Raw genomic sequence first — 16662 nt, 5'->3', positions numbered from 1 at the left:
GCTGGACGCGCCGTCTGATCGCCGGTGCGGTGTTGATGGCCGTGGTTCTGGTCGGGGGTACTGCGTTCCGGGTGTGGCAGGTGGCGCGCATCGACGACACGCGGCCGGCCGACGCGATAGTCGTTCTGGGCGCGGCTCAGTATTCCGGCACTCCGTCGTCCGTCTTCGAGGCCCGACTCGAGCAGGCGTACAAGCTGTACAAGCGCGGAGTGGCTCCGCAGATCATCACTGTCGGCGGTAAACAGGAAGGCGACGAGTACACCGAAGCGGCGTCGGGAAAGATGTATCTGACCGATCGCGGAATTCCTTCGAGTGCGATCACCGCGGTGGAGACCGGTTCGGACACACTGCTCAGCATCGACGCAGTCAGTGCCGAGATGTCTTCGCAGGGAATCAATTCCGCCGTCCTGGTCAGTGATCCGTGGCACTCCTTGCGAACGCGGACGATGGCCCGCGACACGGGCCTTCAAGCGTGGACCGCACCTACTCGTCAAGGCCCGGCTGTGTTCACCCGCGAATCCCAGTTACACGGAATCGCTCGCGAAACCGGCGCGCTGCTCTGGTATCAGCTCACGCACTTCTCGGCAGACTTCCCCTACACGGCAGGGCAATAGAGACCATGACAGCTCACACCACCTACGGAGGCGGCACCTACTCCGAACACGACCTCGAACGTCGTGTCGTCGAGGCGCCGAAGCGAGCGGGGTTGCCGGGTTCGCAGATCGCAGCGGCGCAGCATCGTTCGGACTTCTCGCGAGATCGGGCCCGCGTCCAACACTCCGCGGCTTTGCGGCGGCTGGCCGACAAGACCCAGGTTGTCGGCCCGCGCGACGGTGACACGCCTCGTACGCGGTTGACACACTCGATGGAGGTCGCACAGATCGGGCGAGGGATTGCCGACGGACTCGGTTGCGATCCGGACCTGGTGGACCTCGCCGGTCTCGCGCACGACATCGGGCACCCACCGTACGGTCACAACGGCGAGAAGGCCCTCGACGAAGTCGCCAAGGACTGCGGAGGTTTCGAGGGCAATGCGCAGAATCTGCGGATCTTGACCAGCCTCGAACCCAAGATCCTGCGCCCCGACGGTCTGAGCGCAGGCCTCAATCTCACCAGGGCGTCACTCGACGCAGCCATCAAGTATCCCTGGACCCGCCCTGAGCCCGGCGCGAAGTTCGGGGCATACGACGACGACGCAGAGGTGCTCGCCTGGGTTCGCGAGGGAGCGCCCGAGCGTCGGCAATGCCTGGAAGCTCAGGTCATGGACTGGGCCGATGACATCGCCTATTCCGTGCACGACGTGGAGGACGGGGTGATCGCAGGCCGCATCGACCTTCGCTCGCTTGCCGATCCGTCCGAGCAGCGCGCACTGGCAGAACTGGGGGCCTCCGAGTTTCGCGGATTGGTAGTCGACGATCTGATCGAAGCCGCCCAACGGCTGTCCGAACTCCCCGTCGTACGCGGGGTCGGAAGTTTCGACGGAACACTCGGAAGTTCCGTCGCGTTGAAGAATCTGACGAGTGAATTGGTGGGACGCTTCGCCACCGCGGCGATCGCCAGCACCCGGCTGACACACGGTGACCGACCCCTCTCGCGCTATCAAGCCGACCTCGACATACCCGAGGCCGTCGCATCCGAGGTGGCATTGCTCAAGACCGTGGCGCTGTACTACGTGATGTCCGACGCCGGACACAAAGCGCGTCAGGATCGGCAGCGTGATCGTGTTCATCGCGTCGCGGAATGGCTGCTGGCAACTGCGCCGGCCGGGCTCGATCCGATCCTGCTGCCCGCGTGGGAACGCGCCGCAGACGACGGTGCTCGGGTCCGGGTGGTGGTGGATCAGATCGCGTCGTACACGGAGAGTCGGCTCGAACGGGTGGACAAAGCGAGCCTGGGCGCGCAGGCCAGCTGGGGCTGAGCCACTTACGCCCTCAGCAAGTCATCCGCGTCGACGGGTCGGTAGTGGTATCGAGCCACTTGCCGTAAGCGTCGCCACCTGCTGCGCGAACGTCCTTGCAGATCTTCGACTCGGTGTTCCCGGATTCGCGATACACCGTGTAGATCGCCGTCCCCGAATCGGAGACTTGACGCAGTGACGGGCAGGACTGGTCTGTGCGTAGGTATTTCGAGCCGGGGAACGCGTCGAGGTAGTTCTGGATCTCGCTGGCGTACGTTGCCGGATCGGTGGCATTGGCCAACACCACGATTCCGGTTCCTTTGCATGAGGGGACGGTGATCGGCTTGCTCACCCCGAGGTCGCCGTTCTTCGTGGCGGGGTTCGGCGCCCGCGTGGTGGTGGTTGCCTGCTGTCCGGCGGTGGGTAGCGGCTCGAGCTTCGGCGTTCTGACCGGATCCTGAATGGGTGCCGGTGCCGACGTGGCGGTGGAAGCTGCTACAGCGGTTGGTGATTCGGGGCCCGAATTCCCCAGCGTCACCCAGGCCGCCGTGCCTCCTGCGGCCAGAACGAGTGCAACTCCAGCCGCACCGATCGCGATCGGTGCTCGGTTTCGCTTGGTCTTTGTCACGATGTGCGTGTAGTTCCCGTGAGCGGGATTCGCCGTGGTGTAGGTGGGCTGCCCGACGATCGTGGGTTGCAATCCGCCGGCGGCACCGGGGGTGTGGGTCGTCGAGAGGGCCTGCCGCGCTTGGAGTGCGAGCGCTCCCGTAGTCGGATAGCGGTGTGCGGGATCCTTTGCCATGCCGCGAGCCACGGTGGCGTCAAGGCCTTGCGGGAGCGACGGAACCGCCAGTGTGGGGCGTGGCGGCGGAGCGTTCAGGTGCGAATTGACCAGATGCTCGATGCTTGTGGTGTTGAAAGGTGTTGTTCCGGTGAGTGATTGGTAGAGGACACAAGCCAGGGAATAGACATCCGCTGCGGCCGTCGGCGTTTCGATTCCGAACCGCTCCGGCGCCATGTATGCATACGAACCGACTGCGCTTCCCTCGGTGGTGATCTTCGTGTCCGTCTGTGAGTATGCGATTCCGAAGTCGACGAGGTAGGCGAAGCCGTTGTTCGTGAGAATGATGTTGTCTGGTTTGACGTCACGATGGATGAGCCCGCGGGCATGGGCGGCGTCCAACGCCGACGCGATTTGCGAGACGATGTCGACGGCTCGTACAGGCGTGAGTCGGCCGAATTCGGTCAACTCGGCTCGCAATGTGTGGCCTTCGACCAAACGCATGTCGATGAAGAGGACTCCGTCGATTTCGCCCCAGTCATGCACCGGGATCACGTGCGGTTCGTTCAGGGCGGCGGTGGCGCGAGATTCTCGGCGGAAACGAGCTTGGAATGACGGGTCGGCCGCAAGCTCTCGATGGAGCAACTTGAGTGCGACCAGGCGATCCTTCGAGGTGTCGTACGCCTCGTACACTTCACCCATTCCGCCTCGGCCGAGGAGGCTACGCAACTCGTACACGCCGAATCGGGTTCCTGATCGCCCTTCGTGCGCGCTCGAGGCGTTTTCAGTCATCGTCGGTCCCATCGCTGCGGTGCAGAGTCGGCCATCAACATATCGTTGTCAGGAGGTGCCGGGGGACCGCCTAGACTGATGTACGTGGCGGGCCGAATTTCTGACAGAGACATCGCGGCCATTCGCGAACGCACTCGCATCGAGGACATCGTCGGTGAATACGTTTCACTCAAGCGTGCCGGTGGCGATTCGATCAAAGGTCTGTGTCCCTTTCACGACGAGAAGTCGCCGTCGTTCCACGTGCGACCCAACCACGGCCTCTACCACTGCTTCGGCTGCGGTGAGGGTGGTGACGTGTACTCGTTCCTGCAGAAGATGGATCACATCAGCTTCGTCGAGGCCGTCGAGCAGTTGGCGGATCGACTCAGCTACACGATTTCGTACGAGGGCGGCGGACCGTCCGTTCAGCGCGATCGCGGCACCCGTGCACGCTTGATCGCAGCAAACGCGGCGGCTCAGGAGTTCTACGCCGCTCGTCTGCGCGAACCCGATGCCCAGGCGGCTCGCGACTACCTCACCGAGAGAAACTTCGACGGTGCAGCGGCCCTGCAGTTCGGGTGTGGATACGCGCCAGAAGGTTGGGACACTCTCACAAAACACTTGATGTCCAAAGGTTTCGAGTTCAAAGAACTAGAAGCAGCCGGGCTGTCCAAAGAAGGCCGGCGAGGTCCGATCGACCGGTTCCATCGCCGACTTCTGTGGCCGATCCGCAGCGTCGCCGGTGACGTCATCGGCTTCGGTGCCCGCAAGCTCTTCGACGACGACACCATGCCGGGTAAGTACGTCAACACGCCGGAAACGATTCTCTACAAGAAGTCTCAGGTCTTGTTCGGCTTGGACCTCGCCAAGCGCGACATCGCCAAGGGGCACCAGGCGGTAGTCGTCGAGGGTTACACCGACGTCATGGCGATGCATTTGGCCGGCGTCAAGACCGCCGTCGCTTCGTGCGGGACCGCCTTCGGTGAGGAGCACCTTGCGATGCTCCGCCGACTCCTGATGGACGACAGCTACTTTCGCGGTGAGATCATCTACACCTTCGACGGTGATGCCGCGGGGCAGGCCGCTGCGATGAAGGCGTTCGAGGGTGATCAAAAGATGGCCGGGCAGACGTTCGTCGCCGTCGCGCCCGACGGAATGGACCCGTGCGATCTGCGACTGAAGTCTGGTGACGCCGCCGTTCGCGACCTCGTGGCACGGCGCACTCCGATGTTCGAGTTCGTGGTGAAGTCCATCCTCACCGAACACGATCTGGAGACCGCTGAAGGTCGCGTCGAGGCACTGCGTCGTACCGTGCCCGTCGTTGCGCAGATCAAGGAATCAACTCTGCGCGACAGCTACGCGAATCTGTTGTGCGGATGGGTCGGTTGGGACGATCTTCCGTCGGTTCGACGACGCGTGCGTGACGAAGCTCGCAAACGGGCGTCGACGCGTGGATCGTCACCGGCGCCCAAGCGTCGTCAGGTTGTCGACCAACCTGCTGCCGATGCGCTTGCGCTGCCGATCGGAATCTCCAGGCCCCGGCCCAACGATCCCGCGCTCTCGACGCAGCGAGCTGTCCTCAAGGCCGCATTGCAGCACCCTGGCATCGCCGGCAGTGTCTTCGACTCGTTGCCGCCCGAGACGTTCACCCACCCCGCCTACGTTGTCATCAGACAGGCAATGGCTGACGCCGGTGGAACGAGCAAGGGACTCGGCGGCGCCGAGTGGATCGAAGTCGTCACCAAGGGCGTCGAAGACATGACGGTGGCCTCGGTTGTATCTGAGCTGGCCGTCGAACCGATGCCGTGTGACGAAGACACGGTTCCGCGCTACATCAACGGAGTGCTCGCACGACTGCAGGAAGCGTGGGTGGGCGAGCAGGTTGCCGACCTCAAATCCAAGCTTCAGCGCGTTTCACCTGCTGCAGCCCCCGAGGAGTACAACTCACTGTTCGGCGACCTCGTGGCGCTGGAGCAGTATCGCCGACAGCTGCGTGAGCAGGCTGTCGGCGACCAAAGCGTCTGACCTAACGGTTTTTCTTCAACTGGTCGTGGGGGACCAGAATCGTAGTCTCCTCGTTGATCGGCTTCATCGGCTCGAGCTTGGGCTGAGTACTCAGTGAGTCGGCCAGCTTCTGCCGTGACGCGTCCAACACCTTCTTGGTGGCCGGACTGGTGGCCACCGCCTTCGCGGCCCGGCTGATCTGCTCGTATCGTGCGCGGCCCGCTTTGGTTCCCAGGACGTACCCAGCTGCAACACCGATCAACAAACGCATCATTCCTGCTTCCCTCCAGCACCGATCGTCCTGACTCCATCCTGCCTGATGACTCGCTGGGCAGGCGATTTGGTACTTCGGTGAAGGATTCGCTACAGTTTCTCAGGCAACGCCGGAACGGGCGAAGCGAGCAAGACAATCCCCTGTAGCTCAATTGGCAGAGCTTCCGACTGTTAATCGGACGGTTGCTGGTTCGAGTCCAGCCGGGGGAGCAGCGAAGCCCCTCACCTGAGAAATCGGGTGGGGGGCTTTCTTGTTGTGGTCTGACCTTGTTTTTGTCTGACCTAGTGCGCTCGCAGCAGACCCACCGATCGAAGTGCCGATTCAACGTCTGCCGCCTTGTTTGCTTGTTCGCCGCGAATTCCCAGCCGTCGAGCGCTGAGGACGTTCACCGGGTTGTCGTCGACGAAGAAGGTCTGCTGTGGACGCGCATCGAGCAACTCCAGCGCAGCCAGGAAGGCCGCAGGTTCGGGTTTGGTAGCTCCGAGCATGCAGGAGAAAACATGCTCGTCGATTGCCGATGGAGTTACGACACTCTCGATGGCGGCCAAGAGAACAGGTCCGTTGTCGGAGAGTGTGGCGACCACGACCCCCTCGCTTCGAAGCGCGATTGCGAGATCGATGACCGCGCGGTCCGGGATGAAGGCCTTGGCCCAGGCTCGGCGTAGCTCGTCGCGGTCACCAGGAAACCCGAGTCGTCGAAAGCGTTCCAGGATCGCGGTTTCGGAGTGAATGCCGAGATCGCATTCCTGGTCGAACCCGGACGCGAACACGAGGGCATGAATCTCGTCTTCCGTGACGCCGATGGCCGCGGCCAGTTCTGCGGCGCGACGGTCAGGCTCGAATCGACACAGCACGCCACCCAAGTCGAACAACACGAGTTCAGGTGGTCCGCTGTCGTTCGCCATGTCGCAGAGGATAGGCGGCATCAGCATCAGTGAACGCGAAGCGAAGACGATGGCGACGGAGATACGAAAAGCCCGACGCAATACTCTGCGTCGGGCTTTCGGCGGAACCGTCGAACTGTTCGGCCGGTGCGCTTACTTCGCTGCGCGATCCGAAGGCTCGAACAGTCGGACGATGTGGCTGGGGTTGATGTAGTAGACACCATTCGGAGAATTGAGAACGAGAGTGTCTTCGGTGAAATCGGTGACGGTGCCGTTCAGCTTCGCGCCGTCGGACATGATGATCCGGATCGTGGCCTTCGAGTTCTTGAATTCGGTCAGTGCAAGCTTCATGTGGTGATCCTGTTCCGTGGGGTGTGCACTCCCACGGTATCGGCTCATCGCGCCTGTGCCGACCAACCTTGGAAGACTCGACTCGAAAGAGTGCAACGCGTCACCGCCTGCCCGATTGTGATCCGCGTCGGATGTGCCGGTAACATTCGGATTCGCCGCGATGCATCGCATCCGGATGGGGCGGTAGCTCAGTCGGTTAGAGCCGTGGACTCATAATCCATTGGTCGCGGGTTCGAGCCCCGCCCGCCCCACGTTCAGTTGCCGTGAGCCCGCAGGTCAGACCCAATGACGTTTGTCGAAAGTCATGCTGCCGACGATCGCAACGGCGACAAGTGCGCAGAGTGCAATCAACAGGGCAGTTGCCCACAGGTAGTTGGTGCAGTTGCCCACACGTAGTTGGTATTGAATCGCACGCAACGCGCATGCGGGTACGGCTGAGTTGATCCTTCGTGGCTACACAAGTAAATGTCGTACCGCGATCGTCGATCTCGGACGAGGTGAAAGTCTCGGATCCGGATACCCAATCCTCGACAAGTATCGGGAGCGCAGTGCAATTGGGCGCAACCGAGCGAGCGACGTGCCGGACGTGAAGGAAAAGTAGGTACCTATCCGGGTATTTCAGCGTATGTGCTCGACGTACAGAAGTGTCACGCTTTAGACGTGCCTACCGGTGTAGGTACAAGGCAGTCGAGCCGTCCCCCCCGCGGCTCGGCTGCACCCAAATGTTGACGCGCTGACCGGCAGCCGACTGTCGGAAACGACTCTACGCAAGGAACGGCAACGATAGTGGGCCCCGCAACTGCGGGGCCCTTTCCCTGTCTGAAAAGCGCTGTCGGACTTGGGTCATCACCATTGAGGACTTCGTGCTCGATCACTGGAAATGAGAGCCAACGAGGGCTGTCTCGCCGTCCTTGTCTGCGTCGGATCCATTTTGCCGAGCTTCGTGAATTGCAGAATCCGCAGCCCGCGAGAGCTCAGTAGTTGCCTCGATCGGGTGCAAAACCGGGCAATCGGAACAAAACACTTGTCGATGCGTTACAAATATTGTTAAAGTGTAACGACGAACTGCAAGTGAACAGCAACTTCAAGGTCTCGCTATCGGAAGCCGATGGGCGCCGGGGGAGATTCGTCTGCTGTCGATGGACGCGACGCCGTTGGGCGGCACGGATAAAGGCTCTGCGAATTGCGCCGGGTCGCACCCCTGATCAACCTGACAGACCAACGTAACGGAGAACATACTGTGACAATCAAGAACTCGATCGGGCCTGGTGTCGAAGCCGATCATGGAAACAGGCTGTTCGGCAACACTCTTCGATCAGCTGAAGGTGAGGAACTGGTCCAGCGGCTGAATGCCATGTTTGAGCGAGCGAACAGCGCAGGTCAGGTGGTGAATCAACGAGAACTCTCGACCGTCCTTTCTGTACGGAGATCCGAGGGTTCGCCGGGCGACCGGTCGATTCCGGCGCCTGACAGGCTGATCCATGCGATCGAGGGACTCTCGTACGAATCCCTTTCCCTGTTGATTGGTGCGGCCGAGCATCTACTGCGTTCGGAAGGGGTACATGTCGACTCGACGCCCTTCACGTGAGGGGCGACGAGACCCGTCGAGGAAATCGAAGTGATCGGTCCGTCGCCGACGAACGAGTATTTTGTCACGATCGGAATGACGTAGTTACGTCGTCGTTTGTAATTCTGTTGTGCGACCGGCGAATCAGGCCTCCGGCGTTGCTCGGTCGCTCGATCCCGATTCCGCTGCTTCGAAGGCTTCTTGGTGCGCTCACGCGCCTCAGCGTCGAATCCTCTCCAGTCGTCGTGCGGCCCGCTCATGTCATCGCGGACTCGATCGATCGGCGACGTGGAATCGGTCGGAGTATGTCCAGTTCTTCGGCCGGTCCGAGTATCGACCGGCAAATCTTGTCGACGGAGTCAGATGCCGGATACCGGCACCGAAATACGGATCAACATTCACCTCGGGAAGCCGCATGAAGTGAATTGACTATCGCAGTCTGCTGTTGTGGTGTGAACGCTGCCCAGGCGCTGGCGGAACCCGCGAGTTCAGGGACATCGTTCCATCCAGGGCTCTGTAGCCGGGCCAACGCCGCCTCGACCGTCCCGAAAACTTCGAGGTACGCACGTGCGTCGTCGCATGTGAAGGCGAGTTCGTGTGGTTCGGCGTCGCCCCCGTCCCCGCCACACGAAGTAAGCATCAGCACGAATGGAATCGCAATACCGACCATGATGCGCTTCATCGGCCAATCGAAGCAGACCGACTCCGCTCCCGCGGACTATTCTCGATGCATGCCGATCACCCCGGATACAAAGAACTGGACCTGGGTCCTCGAACGCCCATGCGGCGAGTGCGGGTTTGATTCGTCCGCTGTTGCGTTCGCGGATGTTCCAGATCTTGTGCGTAGCAATGCCGTCTCGTGGGCCGAGGTACTGGAGGGCGAGAATGTGACGGAGCGACCGGACAGCGAAACATGGTCAGCGCTGGAGTATTCCGCCCACGTACGCGACGTGTTCCGGATCTTCAAGGTGCGGTTGGAACAGATGCTCGAATTCGACGATCCGCTATTCGAGAACTGGGATCAAGACGCAACAGCTGAGGCCGAGCGGTACAACGACCAAGATCCGGCAACGGTGGCATCGGAATTGTCCGACGCCGCGGCCGAAGTCGCGAATGCCTTCGAAACCGTGCCAGAGGGTAGCCGCCAACGACGGGGTCTCCGCAGTGACGGATCGGCGTTCACCGTCGAATCGTTGGCGGCCTACTTCATTCACGATCCGATCCATCACCTGCACGACGTCTCGGTGTAGTCAGAGCCCGCGCACCTCCTCGAGGGTTCTTCTGGCTCCGACGGAGTGCAATGAGTCGAGGGTCTTTCGGAAGCTAGCGACAAATCGGCGATCGTCCACGAGATCGCCGAACACTTGGCGGTACCCGATGAAGGCCAACGGGTCGCTCGACTGTTTCTGGGCGAGCGGCACCAGAGCGTCCGACAGCTGATCGACGACGGTGATGGGATCTCCGTTCTCGTCTGTGCCCTCGGCGTAGCGGGCCCAGCTAGCGACAATTGCGGTGGACAGGTTGATCGACCCACCGGTGTCGAGTTGGTTCCGGATGACGGGCAACAGCCACTTGGGAATTCGATCGGACGACTCGGCACACAGACGTGCAATCGTGTCGCGGATCTGGGGGTTCGAGAATCGTTCGATGAGGGTCTTCTTGTACTGATCGAGGTCGACGCCGGGTACCGGATCAAGGGTCGGCGTCGCTTCCAGATTCATGTAGTCGAGCAGGAACCCTGACAAGAGTTCGTCCTGGCATGCCTCGTGGACCAGGCGGTATCCGGCAAGGTAGCCGAAGTACGCGATGCCTTGATGGCTGGCATTGAGAAGGCGCAGTTTCATCAGTTCGTACGGGCGAACATCCGGCACGAGATTGACGCCGGCATTCTCCAGAGGTGGCCTGCCTGAGGTGAACTCGTCCTCGAGGAACCACGCGGTGAACGGCTCAGCTGCGACCGGCCACTGATCGTCCACGCCAAACGTCTCGGCGATCTCGGTGGTCACCTCGGCTGTCGTGACGGGTGTGATCCGGTCGACCATGGAGTTGGGGAAGGCGCCGTTCTCGTCGATCCACTCCGCAAGTTCGGGATCCTTCAGAGCGGCGAACGCTCCGACAGCCGTCCTGGCGACCGATCCGTTGCCTTCGATGTTGTCGCAACTCATGACCGTGAACGGGGTGAGGCCCCGGTCGCGACGGAGTGCGAGTGCCGCACAAATCAGACCGAAGGTGGTGCGGGGGAGTGTTCCCGGCTCGAGATCGTGCATCACATCGGGATGGGACGCGTCGAACTCGCCCGTAGTGTGCGAGATGTTGTATCCGCCCTCGGTGATGGTGAGAGATACGATTTTCGTCGATTCGGATGCCATCTTTTCGATCACCGCCTCCGGATCCTCTGGAGCGAACAGGTACTCGACGATCGACCCGATGACCCGGGCCTCGAGGGTTCCGTCGGAATGCTTGAGCGCCAGCGTGTAGAGGCCGTCCTGCGCGCGGAGTGCGTCTTTCATTCGCTTGTCCGACGGCATCACTCCCACTCCGCAGATTCCCCAGTCGAAGCCCTCACCGCGTCGCAGGAGAGCATCGATGTACATGGCCTGGTGTGCACGGTGAAAGCCTCCGACACCGAAATGCACTATGCCGGTAGTAACTTTGCTCCGGTCGTAGGTCGGCACTTCGAGTGCAGCATCGAAGTCGAGCAGGGTCTTCGTATTGAGTTCCATGAAAGTACTAGTCTCCTTCGGCGACAATGACTACGGCTTTGATGCTGCCGGGAATGCGATCGGCCACCAGGGCCTCTTGCGACTGTTCGAGTGAAAAGCGTGCTGTGACCATCGAGTCCAGATCGACGCGCCCGGCAGCGACCAATGCGGCGGCGATCGGCCACGTGTTGGCGTACCGGAACACTCCGGTCAGCATCAGTTCGCGATTCTGAATGATCGGGACCGGCAACGGTATCTCGTCGGCACCCATTCCGACCAGAACGACGGTCCCAGCGGGCCGAACTGCGTGAATCCCGTCGATCACCGCGGCCGTGGCACCCGAGGCGTCGATGAATGCGTCGACGGCCAGCGAGCGTACGTCGCCCTCACGTGGATCAACGACGGTTGTTGCGCCGAATTTCAGGGCCACATCACGTCGGGCCGCGTCGATGTCCGAGACGATGACTTCCGTCGCGCCGAATGCCTTGGCCACCTGCGTCGTCACGATTCCTACCGGGCCGGCGCCGGCGATCAACACCCGAGAGCCGGCAGTGATCCCCGCCTTCTGGGCTGAGGCGATCCCTACGGAGAGTGGCTCGAACAGCGCAGCTGCCTCGTAGGACACGGAATCTGCGATGGGATGGGCGAAGTCGGCACCGATCGTGACGTAGTCGGTCAGCGCACCGTCGATCGGCGGCGTCGCGAAGAACTCCATATGAGGGCAGAGGTTGTATCTGCCTGCCTTGGATTCGGGACTTGTCGGATCGGGCTTCTGAGGCTCGATGGAGACACGCTGCCCGATGCGTCTTGGGTCGACGCCGTCACCGACCGCGGCGATGCGTCCCGATGCTTCGTGTCCGAGAACGAGCGGTGAGTTCACTACGTAAGGGCCGATGCGACCTTCGTGAAAGTAGTGCGCGTCCGACCCGCACACGCCCACGGCATGGATGCGAACGAGGACTTCACCCGCCTTCGGGGAGGGTCGTGGTCTCTCGACCATCTGCATCTTTCCGGTCTCAACGAGGACATTTGCCCGAATTGTCGCAGGTAGATCGACGGATTCTCCGGAAACTGTTGTGTGGGTCACAACGTAGATGTTAGCTTAATGAGCATAAGAACATCTAGTGAGCATTTGCTCACGATCGAGAAACTTTGAACCTGATGCACAAGGAGACCGTGTGAACCAGTCGGCTCAGCCCACAGGACTCAAGACGTCGAAGTTGCCCGCTTCCGAGGATGTGCGGCTCGCCTTGCGGGCAGCGACCATGTATCACCTCGAAGGTGCCACTCAGGCGGAGATTGCAGCGAAGTTGGGCGTCTCGCGGCCGACAGCCGGGCGACTGTTGGCCAGGGCGCGGACGCAAGGTTTGGTCAGGGTCGAGATTTTGGTACCGCCGGAGCTCGAAGGTTCGGTGAACACGGAGTTGGAATCGAAACTGGAGAAGCACTTCGGGTTGGCCGAAGTTTTGATTGTGCCCGAAGCAAATTCGGACTCGGACGATCCGGACTTCGACGCGCTCGGCCGACGAGCAGCGGAAGTTCTGGTTCGTCGTCTGCAGCCGTCGAGCGTTCTCGGGTTTACCTGGGGTCCGGAAACCGTTGCGGTAGCAGGATCTTTGCCAGACAAGGCGGCGAAGTGCTCGGCTGTGGTACAACTTGACGGCTCCATGACGGTGACCGACTACCAAACCGGTGTCGACTTCACCATCGGCCGATGTGCACAACAGTTGCAGGCCAATCCTATTCGTCTCAACGCTCCGCTGTATGCCGACCCGGCGACTGTGGAGTCGATGCGAAACGACTCGGTGATCTCGAAGGCGCTGCAAGCCGGAACTGATTCCGACATCATGGTTTTCGGAGTTGGTGCCGTCTCGACTGCCACGACCTTGTTTGCCGGTAGCTTCGTCGACTCGACCATGCTGGACGAGTTGGAAAGTCGAGGCGCTGTCGGTGAAATCGGCGGCCGTTTCTACACGATCGACGGCAATCCAGTGGAGGGGCCACTGCCTGAGCGAACGGTCTCAGTATCGCTCGACGCAGTGAAATCCTGCGATCAGACGATTCTGATTTCGGGGGGAACACACAAACGCCAGGCCGTTCTGGGCGCATTGCGCGGAGGTTTGGCAAACGTACTCGTCACCGACGTCGAGTGCGCCCAGTGGCTGCTCGAAGGCTAGCGATCTCACGAGTTTCGCGGTCCGAGCGCGCGACTGACACGCAAGTGTGAAGGAAGGTAATCCGTGAAAACAGGAAGACGAGTGTGGGGCGCTGCCGCGGCGGCGCTCTGCCTCCTGGTGTCGGGATGTGCGGGCGCTGGTGCGCTCGGTGGTTCCGGCGAACGAACAGTCACCATCGCGATGGTGTCGAACTCGCAGATGCAGGACGCCATCAAACTGGCGCCGGCTTTCGAAGCCGAGAACCCTGGCATCGACCTCAAATTCGTCAGCCTTTCCGAGAACCAGGCGCGCGCCAAGATCACGGCGTCGACGGCAACCGGCGGCGGTGAGTTCGACGTCGTGATGATCAGCAACTACGAGACACCTCAGTGGGCCGCCAACGGTTGGCTCACGAACCTGTCCGAGTATGCAGACAAGACGCCCGGTTACGACGAGGACGACTTCGTACCGTCGATCAAGACTTCTCTGTCATACGAGGACAGTATGTACGCGGTTCCGTTCTACGGGGAGTCGTCGTTCCTGATGTACCGCAAGGATCTGTTCGATCAGGCGGGGATAACAGTTCCCGAAGACCCGACGTGGCAAGAAGTCGCAGGTTGGGCAGCGCAGTTCGACAACCCGGATGCCAAGATGGCGGGAATCTGCTTGCGCGGAAAGCCTGGCTGGGGTGAGGTACTCGCACCGCTGAACACAGTGATCAACACCTTCGGTGGACGCTGGTACGACGAGAATTGGAATGCGCAGCTGACCAGTCCGCAGGTCGAGGATGCGGTTCAGTTCTACGTGGACACGGTCAAGGAGCACGGTCAGCCGGGTCCTGCCACAAGCGGATTCGGTGAATGTGCAACACAATTCGCGCAAGGCAACACGGCGATGTGGTACGACGCGACGTCGGCTGTGTCGGTTCTCGAGGACCCTGCGTCGTCGAAGGTAGTCGGCAACATCGGATATGCGAAGGCCCCGAAGGTCGAGAAGTCCGATCCTGGTTGGCTCTACACGTGGGCGCTCGGAATCCCGGAGTCGGCAAAGAACAAAGATGATGCCTGGAAGTTCATTTCCTGGATGACGAACAAGGACTACATCCAGAAGGTCGGAACCGAACTCGGCTGGTCGAGAGTTCCTCCGGGAAGTCGCCTATCGACCTACGAGATTCCGGAATATCAAGAGGCCGCACAGGCATTCGGTCCGATCACCCTCGAATCGATCAACAATGCAGATCCGAAAAACCCTACAGTGCAACCGGTTCCGTACACCGGCGTCCAGTTCCTAACCATCCCTGAGTTTCAGGACCTGGGCACTCGCGTCAGCCAGCAGATCAGTGCGGCCATCGCGGGTCAGAAGAGCGTGAAAGAAGCACTCGAACAATCCCAGCAGTATGCCGAGGTGGTCGGCAAGACCTATCAGGAGAACCGATGACTACGGTTGCCGAGCCCAGAACTACGGTGGACGACACGCCACCGGTCCGTGTCGAAAAGAAGATCTCCCGCGCCGAGGGTTGGCGTCGTAGAGGTCCCCTGTTGCCGGCGTTGATCTTTTCGATCGTCGTCACCCAGATTCCGTTTCTGTTCACCCTCTACTACTCGACGCAGTCGTGGAACCTTGTCCGGCCGGGATCGCGGCACTTCAACGGGTTCGACAACTACATCGAGGTTTTCAAGGACAGTCAGTTTCGGGAAGTCGCGGTCAACACGGTCATCATGATCGTGGGGACGGTCATCGTTTCGGTGATCCTCGGACTCGCGTTGGCACTGCTACTCGACAGAGCCTTCCTCGGTCGCGGGATCGTGCGGACACTGCTGATCACGCCGTTTCTCATCACCCCCGTCGCTGGCGCATTGCTCTGGAAGACAACAATGTTCGACCCGGTGTTCGGTATCGTGAACTTCGTCCTCCAGCCTTTCGGTGTCGGCCAGGTCGACTGGGTCAGCAAGTTTCCGCTCGCCGCCGTCATGATCAATCTGATCTGGCAGTGGACGCCTTTCATGATGCTGCTCATTCTGGCCGGCTTGCAGTCCATGCCCCGAGACATCCTCGAAGCCGCACGGGTGGACGGAGCCAAGCCGTTTGCGATGTTCCGCGAACTGACACTGCCGCACCTGCGCCGTTTCATCGAACTCGGTGCAGTTCTGGGTGCGATCTACCTCGTGAACACCTTTGACGCGGTGTACATGATGACGTCGGGCGGGCCAGGCGTGGCCAGTTCGAACCTGCCGTTCTACATCTACCAGCGCGCGTTCCTCGGCTTCGACGTAGGTCAAGCTGCGGCGATGGGTGTCGTGACAGTGATCGCGACGATCATCGTGTCGACACTTGCGCTCCGATTGATCTTCAAGAGCTTCACCGGCAACGAGGAGGCGGCGTGATGACTGCCGTAGAGACGACAAGCGCGACGGCCGACAAGCCCGTCGTCAAGAAAAAGAAGAGCAGCAAGTTCAGTCCGTGGTCGGTTGTGGCGTGGATCGCCGCTCTCGGATTTTTCTTCCCGGTCTTCTGGATGGTCCTCACCGCGTTCAAGACCGAGGCAGACGCCTACACGGATCCGCCGAAGCTGTTCTTCACTCCCACCCTCGAACAGTTCCGTGCCGTCCTCGACTCCGGTCTCGGCACGACGCTGGCAAACTCCGCATTTGCGACGGCCATGTCGACGATTCTTGTTCTGCTACTGGGTGTTCCGGCTGCGTTTGCATTGTCGCTTCGCCCGGTAGTCAAGACTCAGGACGTTCTGTTCTTTTTCATCAGTACCAAGATGCTCCCAGTCGTCGCTGCAATCGTGCCGCTGTACGTGATCGTCAACGACATCGGGTTGCTCGACAACATCTGGGCGCTGGTCATCTTGTACACATCGATGAATCTGCCGATCGCAGTGTGGATGATGCGTTCGTTCTTTCTCGAAGTCCCCGGCGAACTTCTCGAAGCTGCCAGCATGGACGGCGCGAGTTTGTGGACCTCGGTTCGCGAGGTGATCCTCCCGCTGATCTCGCCCGGAATTGCTGCGACTGCGCTGATCTGCGTGATCTTCTCGTGGAACGAATTCTTCTTCGCAGTCAACCTAACAGCTGTTCAAGCGCAGACGATTCCGGTCTTCCTGGTCGGGTTCATCACCGGCGAGGGACTGTACTGGGCTCGGCTCTCCGCGGCAGCGACCATGGCGGCATTGCCCGTCATCCTGGCCGGTTGGTTCGCCCAGAACAAACTGGTGCGCGGCCTGTCCTTCGGTGCAATCAAATAATTCTCCTCACCCTCTCAGGAGTTCG

The 16662-nt window shown here is 60.9% G+C and carries 16 protein-coding genes and 2 tRNA genes; 11 read left to right on the top strand and 7 right to left on the bottom strand.

Going from position 1 to position 16662, the window contains the following annotated elements; genetic code table 11:
- The first annotated feature begins 35 nt into the window (after window positions 1–35).
- Both ACBG85_RS17435 and ACBG85_RS17430 read left to right on the top strand, forming a co-directional pair.
- Entirely contained in the window at window positions 36–614 is a 579-nt protein-coding gene (locus ACBG85_RS17435) for a YdcF family protein (protein ID WP_128638009.1), read from the top strand.
- Between the two features lie 5 nt (window positions 615–619).
- Complete coding sequence (locus tag ACBG85_RS17430) at window positions 620–1918, top strand: deoxyguanosinetriphosphate triphosphohydrolase (protein ID WP_003941643.1); 1299 nt, start codon at window positions 620–622, stop codon at window positions 1916–1918.
- 13 nt (window positions 1919–1931) lie between these two features.
- Here ACBG85_RS17430 and ACBG85_RS17425 read toward each other — a convergent pair whose 3' ends face one another.
- A complete protein-coding gene (locus ACBG85_RS17425; protein WP_372024153.1) occupies window positions 1932–3470 on the bottom strand; it encodes a serine/threonine-protein kinase in 1539 nt (512 codons plus the stop codon).
- A gap of 84 nt (window positions 3471–3554) precedes the next feature.
- Here ACBG85_RS17425 and dnaG point away from each other — a divergent pair, with 84 nt between their 5' ends.
- Window positions 3555–5474 carry a DNA primase gene (gene dnaG / locus ACBG85_RS17420; protein ID WP_030536590.1) on the top strand — a complete coding sequence of 640 codons (1920 nt, stop codon included), beginning with the start codon at window positions 3555–3557 and terminating at the stop codon, window positions 5472–5474.
- 1 nt (window position 5475) lies between these two features.
- Here dnaG and ACBG85_RS17415 read toward each other — a convergent pair whose 3' ends face one another.
- Entirely contained in the window at window positions 5476–5727 is a 252-nt protein-coding gene (locus tag ACBG85_RS17415; RefSeq protein WP_003941570.1) for a hypothetical protein, read from the bottom strand.
- A gap of 136 nt (window positions 5728–5863) precedes the next feature.
- On the opposite strand from ACBG85_RS17415, the gene ACBG85_RS17410 reads away from it, so the two are divergent.
- Window positions 5864–5936, top strand: a tRNA-Asn gene (locus tag ACBG85_RS17410).
- 72 nt (window positions 5937–6008) lie between these two features.
- Here ACBG85_RS17410 and ACBG85_RS17405 read toward each other — a convergent pair.
- Both ACBG85_RS17405 and ACBG85_RS17400 read right to left on the bottom strand, forming a co-directional pair.
- A complete protein-coding gene (locus tag ACBG85_RS17405; RefSeq protein ID WP_223304513.1) occupies window positions 6009–6632 on the bottom strand; it encodes an HAD-IA family hydrolase in 624 nt (207 codons plus the stop codon).
- 132 nt (window positions 6633–6764) lie between these two features.
- The gene (locus ACBG85_RS17400) at window positions 6765–6962 is read right to left on the bottom strand and encodes a hypothetical protein (RefSeq protein WP_223304512.1); all 198 of its coding nucleotides are present in this window, start codon (window positions 6960–6962) and stop codon (window positions 6765–6767) included.
- 177 nt (window positions 6963–7139) lie between these two features.
- Here ACBG85_RS17400 and ACBG85_RS17395 point away from each other — a divergent pair.
- Window positions 7140–7213: transfer RNA gene (locus ACBG85_RS17395), tRNA-Ile, on the top strand.
- A gap of 932 nt (window positions 7214–8145) precedes the next feature.
- The gene (locus ACBG85_RS17390) at window positions 8146–8550 is read left to right on the top strand and encodes a hypothetical protein (protein WP_372024150.1); all 405 of its coding nucleotides are present in this window, start codon (window positions 8146–8148) and stop codon (window positions 8548–8550) included.
- A gap of 370 nt (window positions 8551–8920) precedes the next feature.
- Here the strand turns inward: ACBG85_RS17390 and ACBG85_RS17385 are convergent, their stop codons facing one another.
- The gene (locus ACBG85_RS17385) at window positions 8921–9211 is read right to left on the bottom strand and encodes a hypothetical protein (protein WP_165638839.1); all 291 of its coding nucleotides are present in this window, start codon (window positions 9209–9211) and stop codon (window positions 8921–8923) included.
- A 49-nt stretch (window positions 9212–9260) separates the two neighbouring features.
- On the opposite strand from ACBG85_RS17385, the gene ACBG85_RS17380 reads away from it, so the two are divergent.
- Window positions 9261–9779: a DinB family protein gene (locus ACBG85_RS17380; protein ID WP_165638838.1), complete on the top strand. Its 519-nt coding sequence runs from the start codon at window positions 9261–9263 to the stop codon at window positions 9777–9779.
- Here ACBG85_RS17380 and ACBG85_RS17375 read toward each other — a convergent pair whose 3' ends face one another.
- Together ACBG85_RS17375 and ACBG85_RS17370 are read right to left on the bottom strand one after the other, a co-directional pair.
- Window positions 9780–11252: a mannitol dehydrogenase family protein gene (locus ACBG85_RS17375; RefSeq protein WP_338925169.1), complete on the bottom strand. Its 1473-nt coding sequence runs from the start codon at window positions 11250–11252 to the stop codon at window positions 9780–9782.
- A 7-nt stretch (window positions 11253–11259) separates the two neighbouring features.
- Window positions 11260–12270 carry an NAD(P)-dependent alcohol dehydrogenase gene (locus ACBG85_RS17370; RefSeq protein ID WP_039973217.1) on the bottom strand — a complete coding sequence of 337 codons (1011 nt, stop codon included), beginning with the start codon at window positions 12268–12270 and terminating at the stop codon, window positions 11260–11262.
- Window positions 12271–12409: 139 nt separating this feature from the next.
- Here ACBG85_RS17370 and ACBG85_RS17365 point away from each other — a divergent pair, with 139 nt between their 5' ends.
- The 4 genes from ACBG85_RS17365 (at window position 12410) to ACBG85_RS17350 (ending at window position 16637) form a co-directional block, all read left to right on the top strand.
- Window positions 12410–13408 carry a sugar-binding transcriptional regulator gene (locus ACBG85_RS17365; protein WP_165638836.1) on the top strand — a complete coding sequence of 333 codons (999 nt, stop codon included), beginning with the start codon at window positions 12410–12412 and terminating at the stop codon, window positions 13406–13408.
- A 63-nt stretch (window positions 13409–13471) separates the two neighbouring features.
- Entirely contained in the window at window positions 13472–14824 is a 1353-nt protein-coding gene (locus ACBG85_RS17360; protein WP_003941577.1) for a sugar ABC transporter substrate-binding protein, read from the top strand.
- Window positions 14821–15771: a carbohydrate ABC transporter permease gene (locus ACBG85_RS17355; protein WP_372024147.1), complete on the top strand. Its 951-nt coding sequence runs from the start codon at window positions 14821–14823 to the stop codon at window positions 15769–15771. The genes ACBG85_RS17360 and ACBG85_RS17355 overlap by 4 nt, the downstream gene beginning before the upstream one ends.
- Window positions 15771–16637 carry a carbohydrate ABC transporter permease gene (locus ACBG85_RS17350; protein WP_165638834.1) on the top strand — a complete coding sequence of 289 codons (867 nt, stop codon included), beginning with the start codon at window positions 15771–15773 and terminating at the stop codon, window positions 16635–16637. Before ACBG85_RS17355 ends, ACBG85_RS17350 begins: the two co-directional genes overlap by 1 nt.
- Window positions 16638–16662 lie beyond the last annotated feature (25 nt).

The sequence above is a fragment of the Rhodococcus sp. NyZ502 genome (assembly GCF_041464245.1).
GTDB classification, from domain to species: Bacteria; Actinomycetota; Actinomycetes; order Mycobacteriales; family Mycobacteriaceae; genus Rhodococcus_F; species Rhodococcus_F qingshengii.
This window is presented reverse-complemented; position numbering and strand designations above follow the sequence as displayed.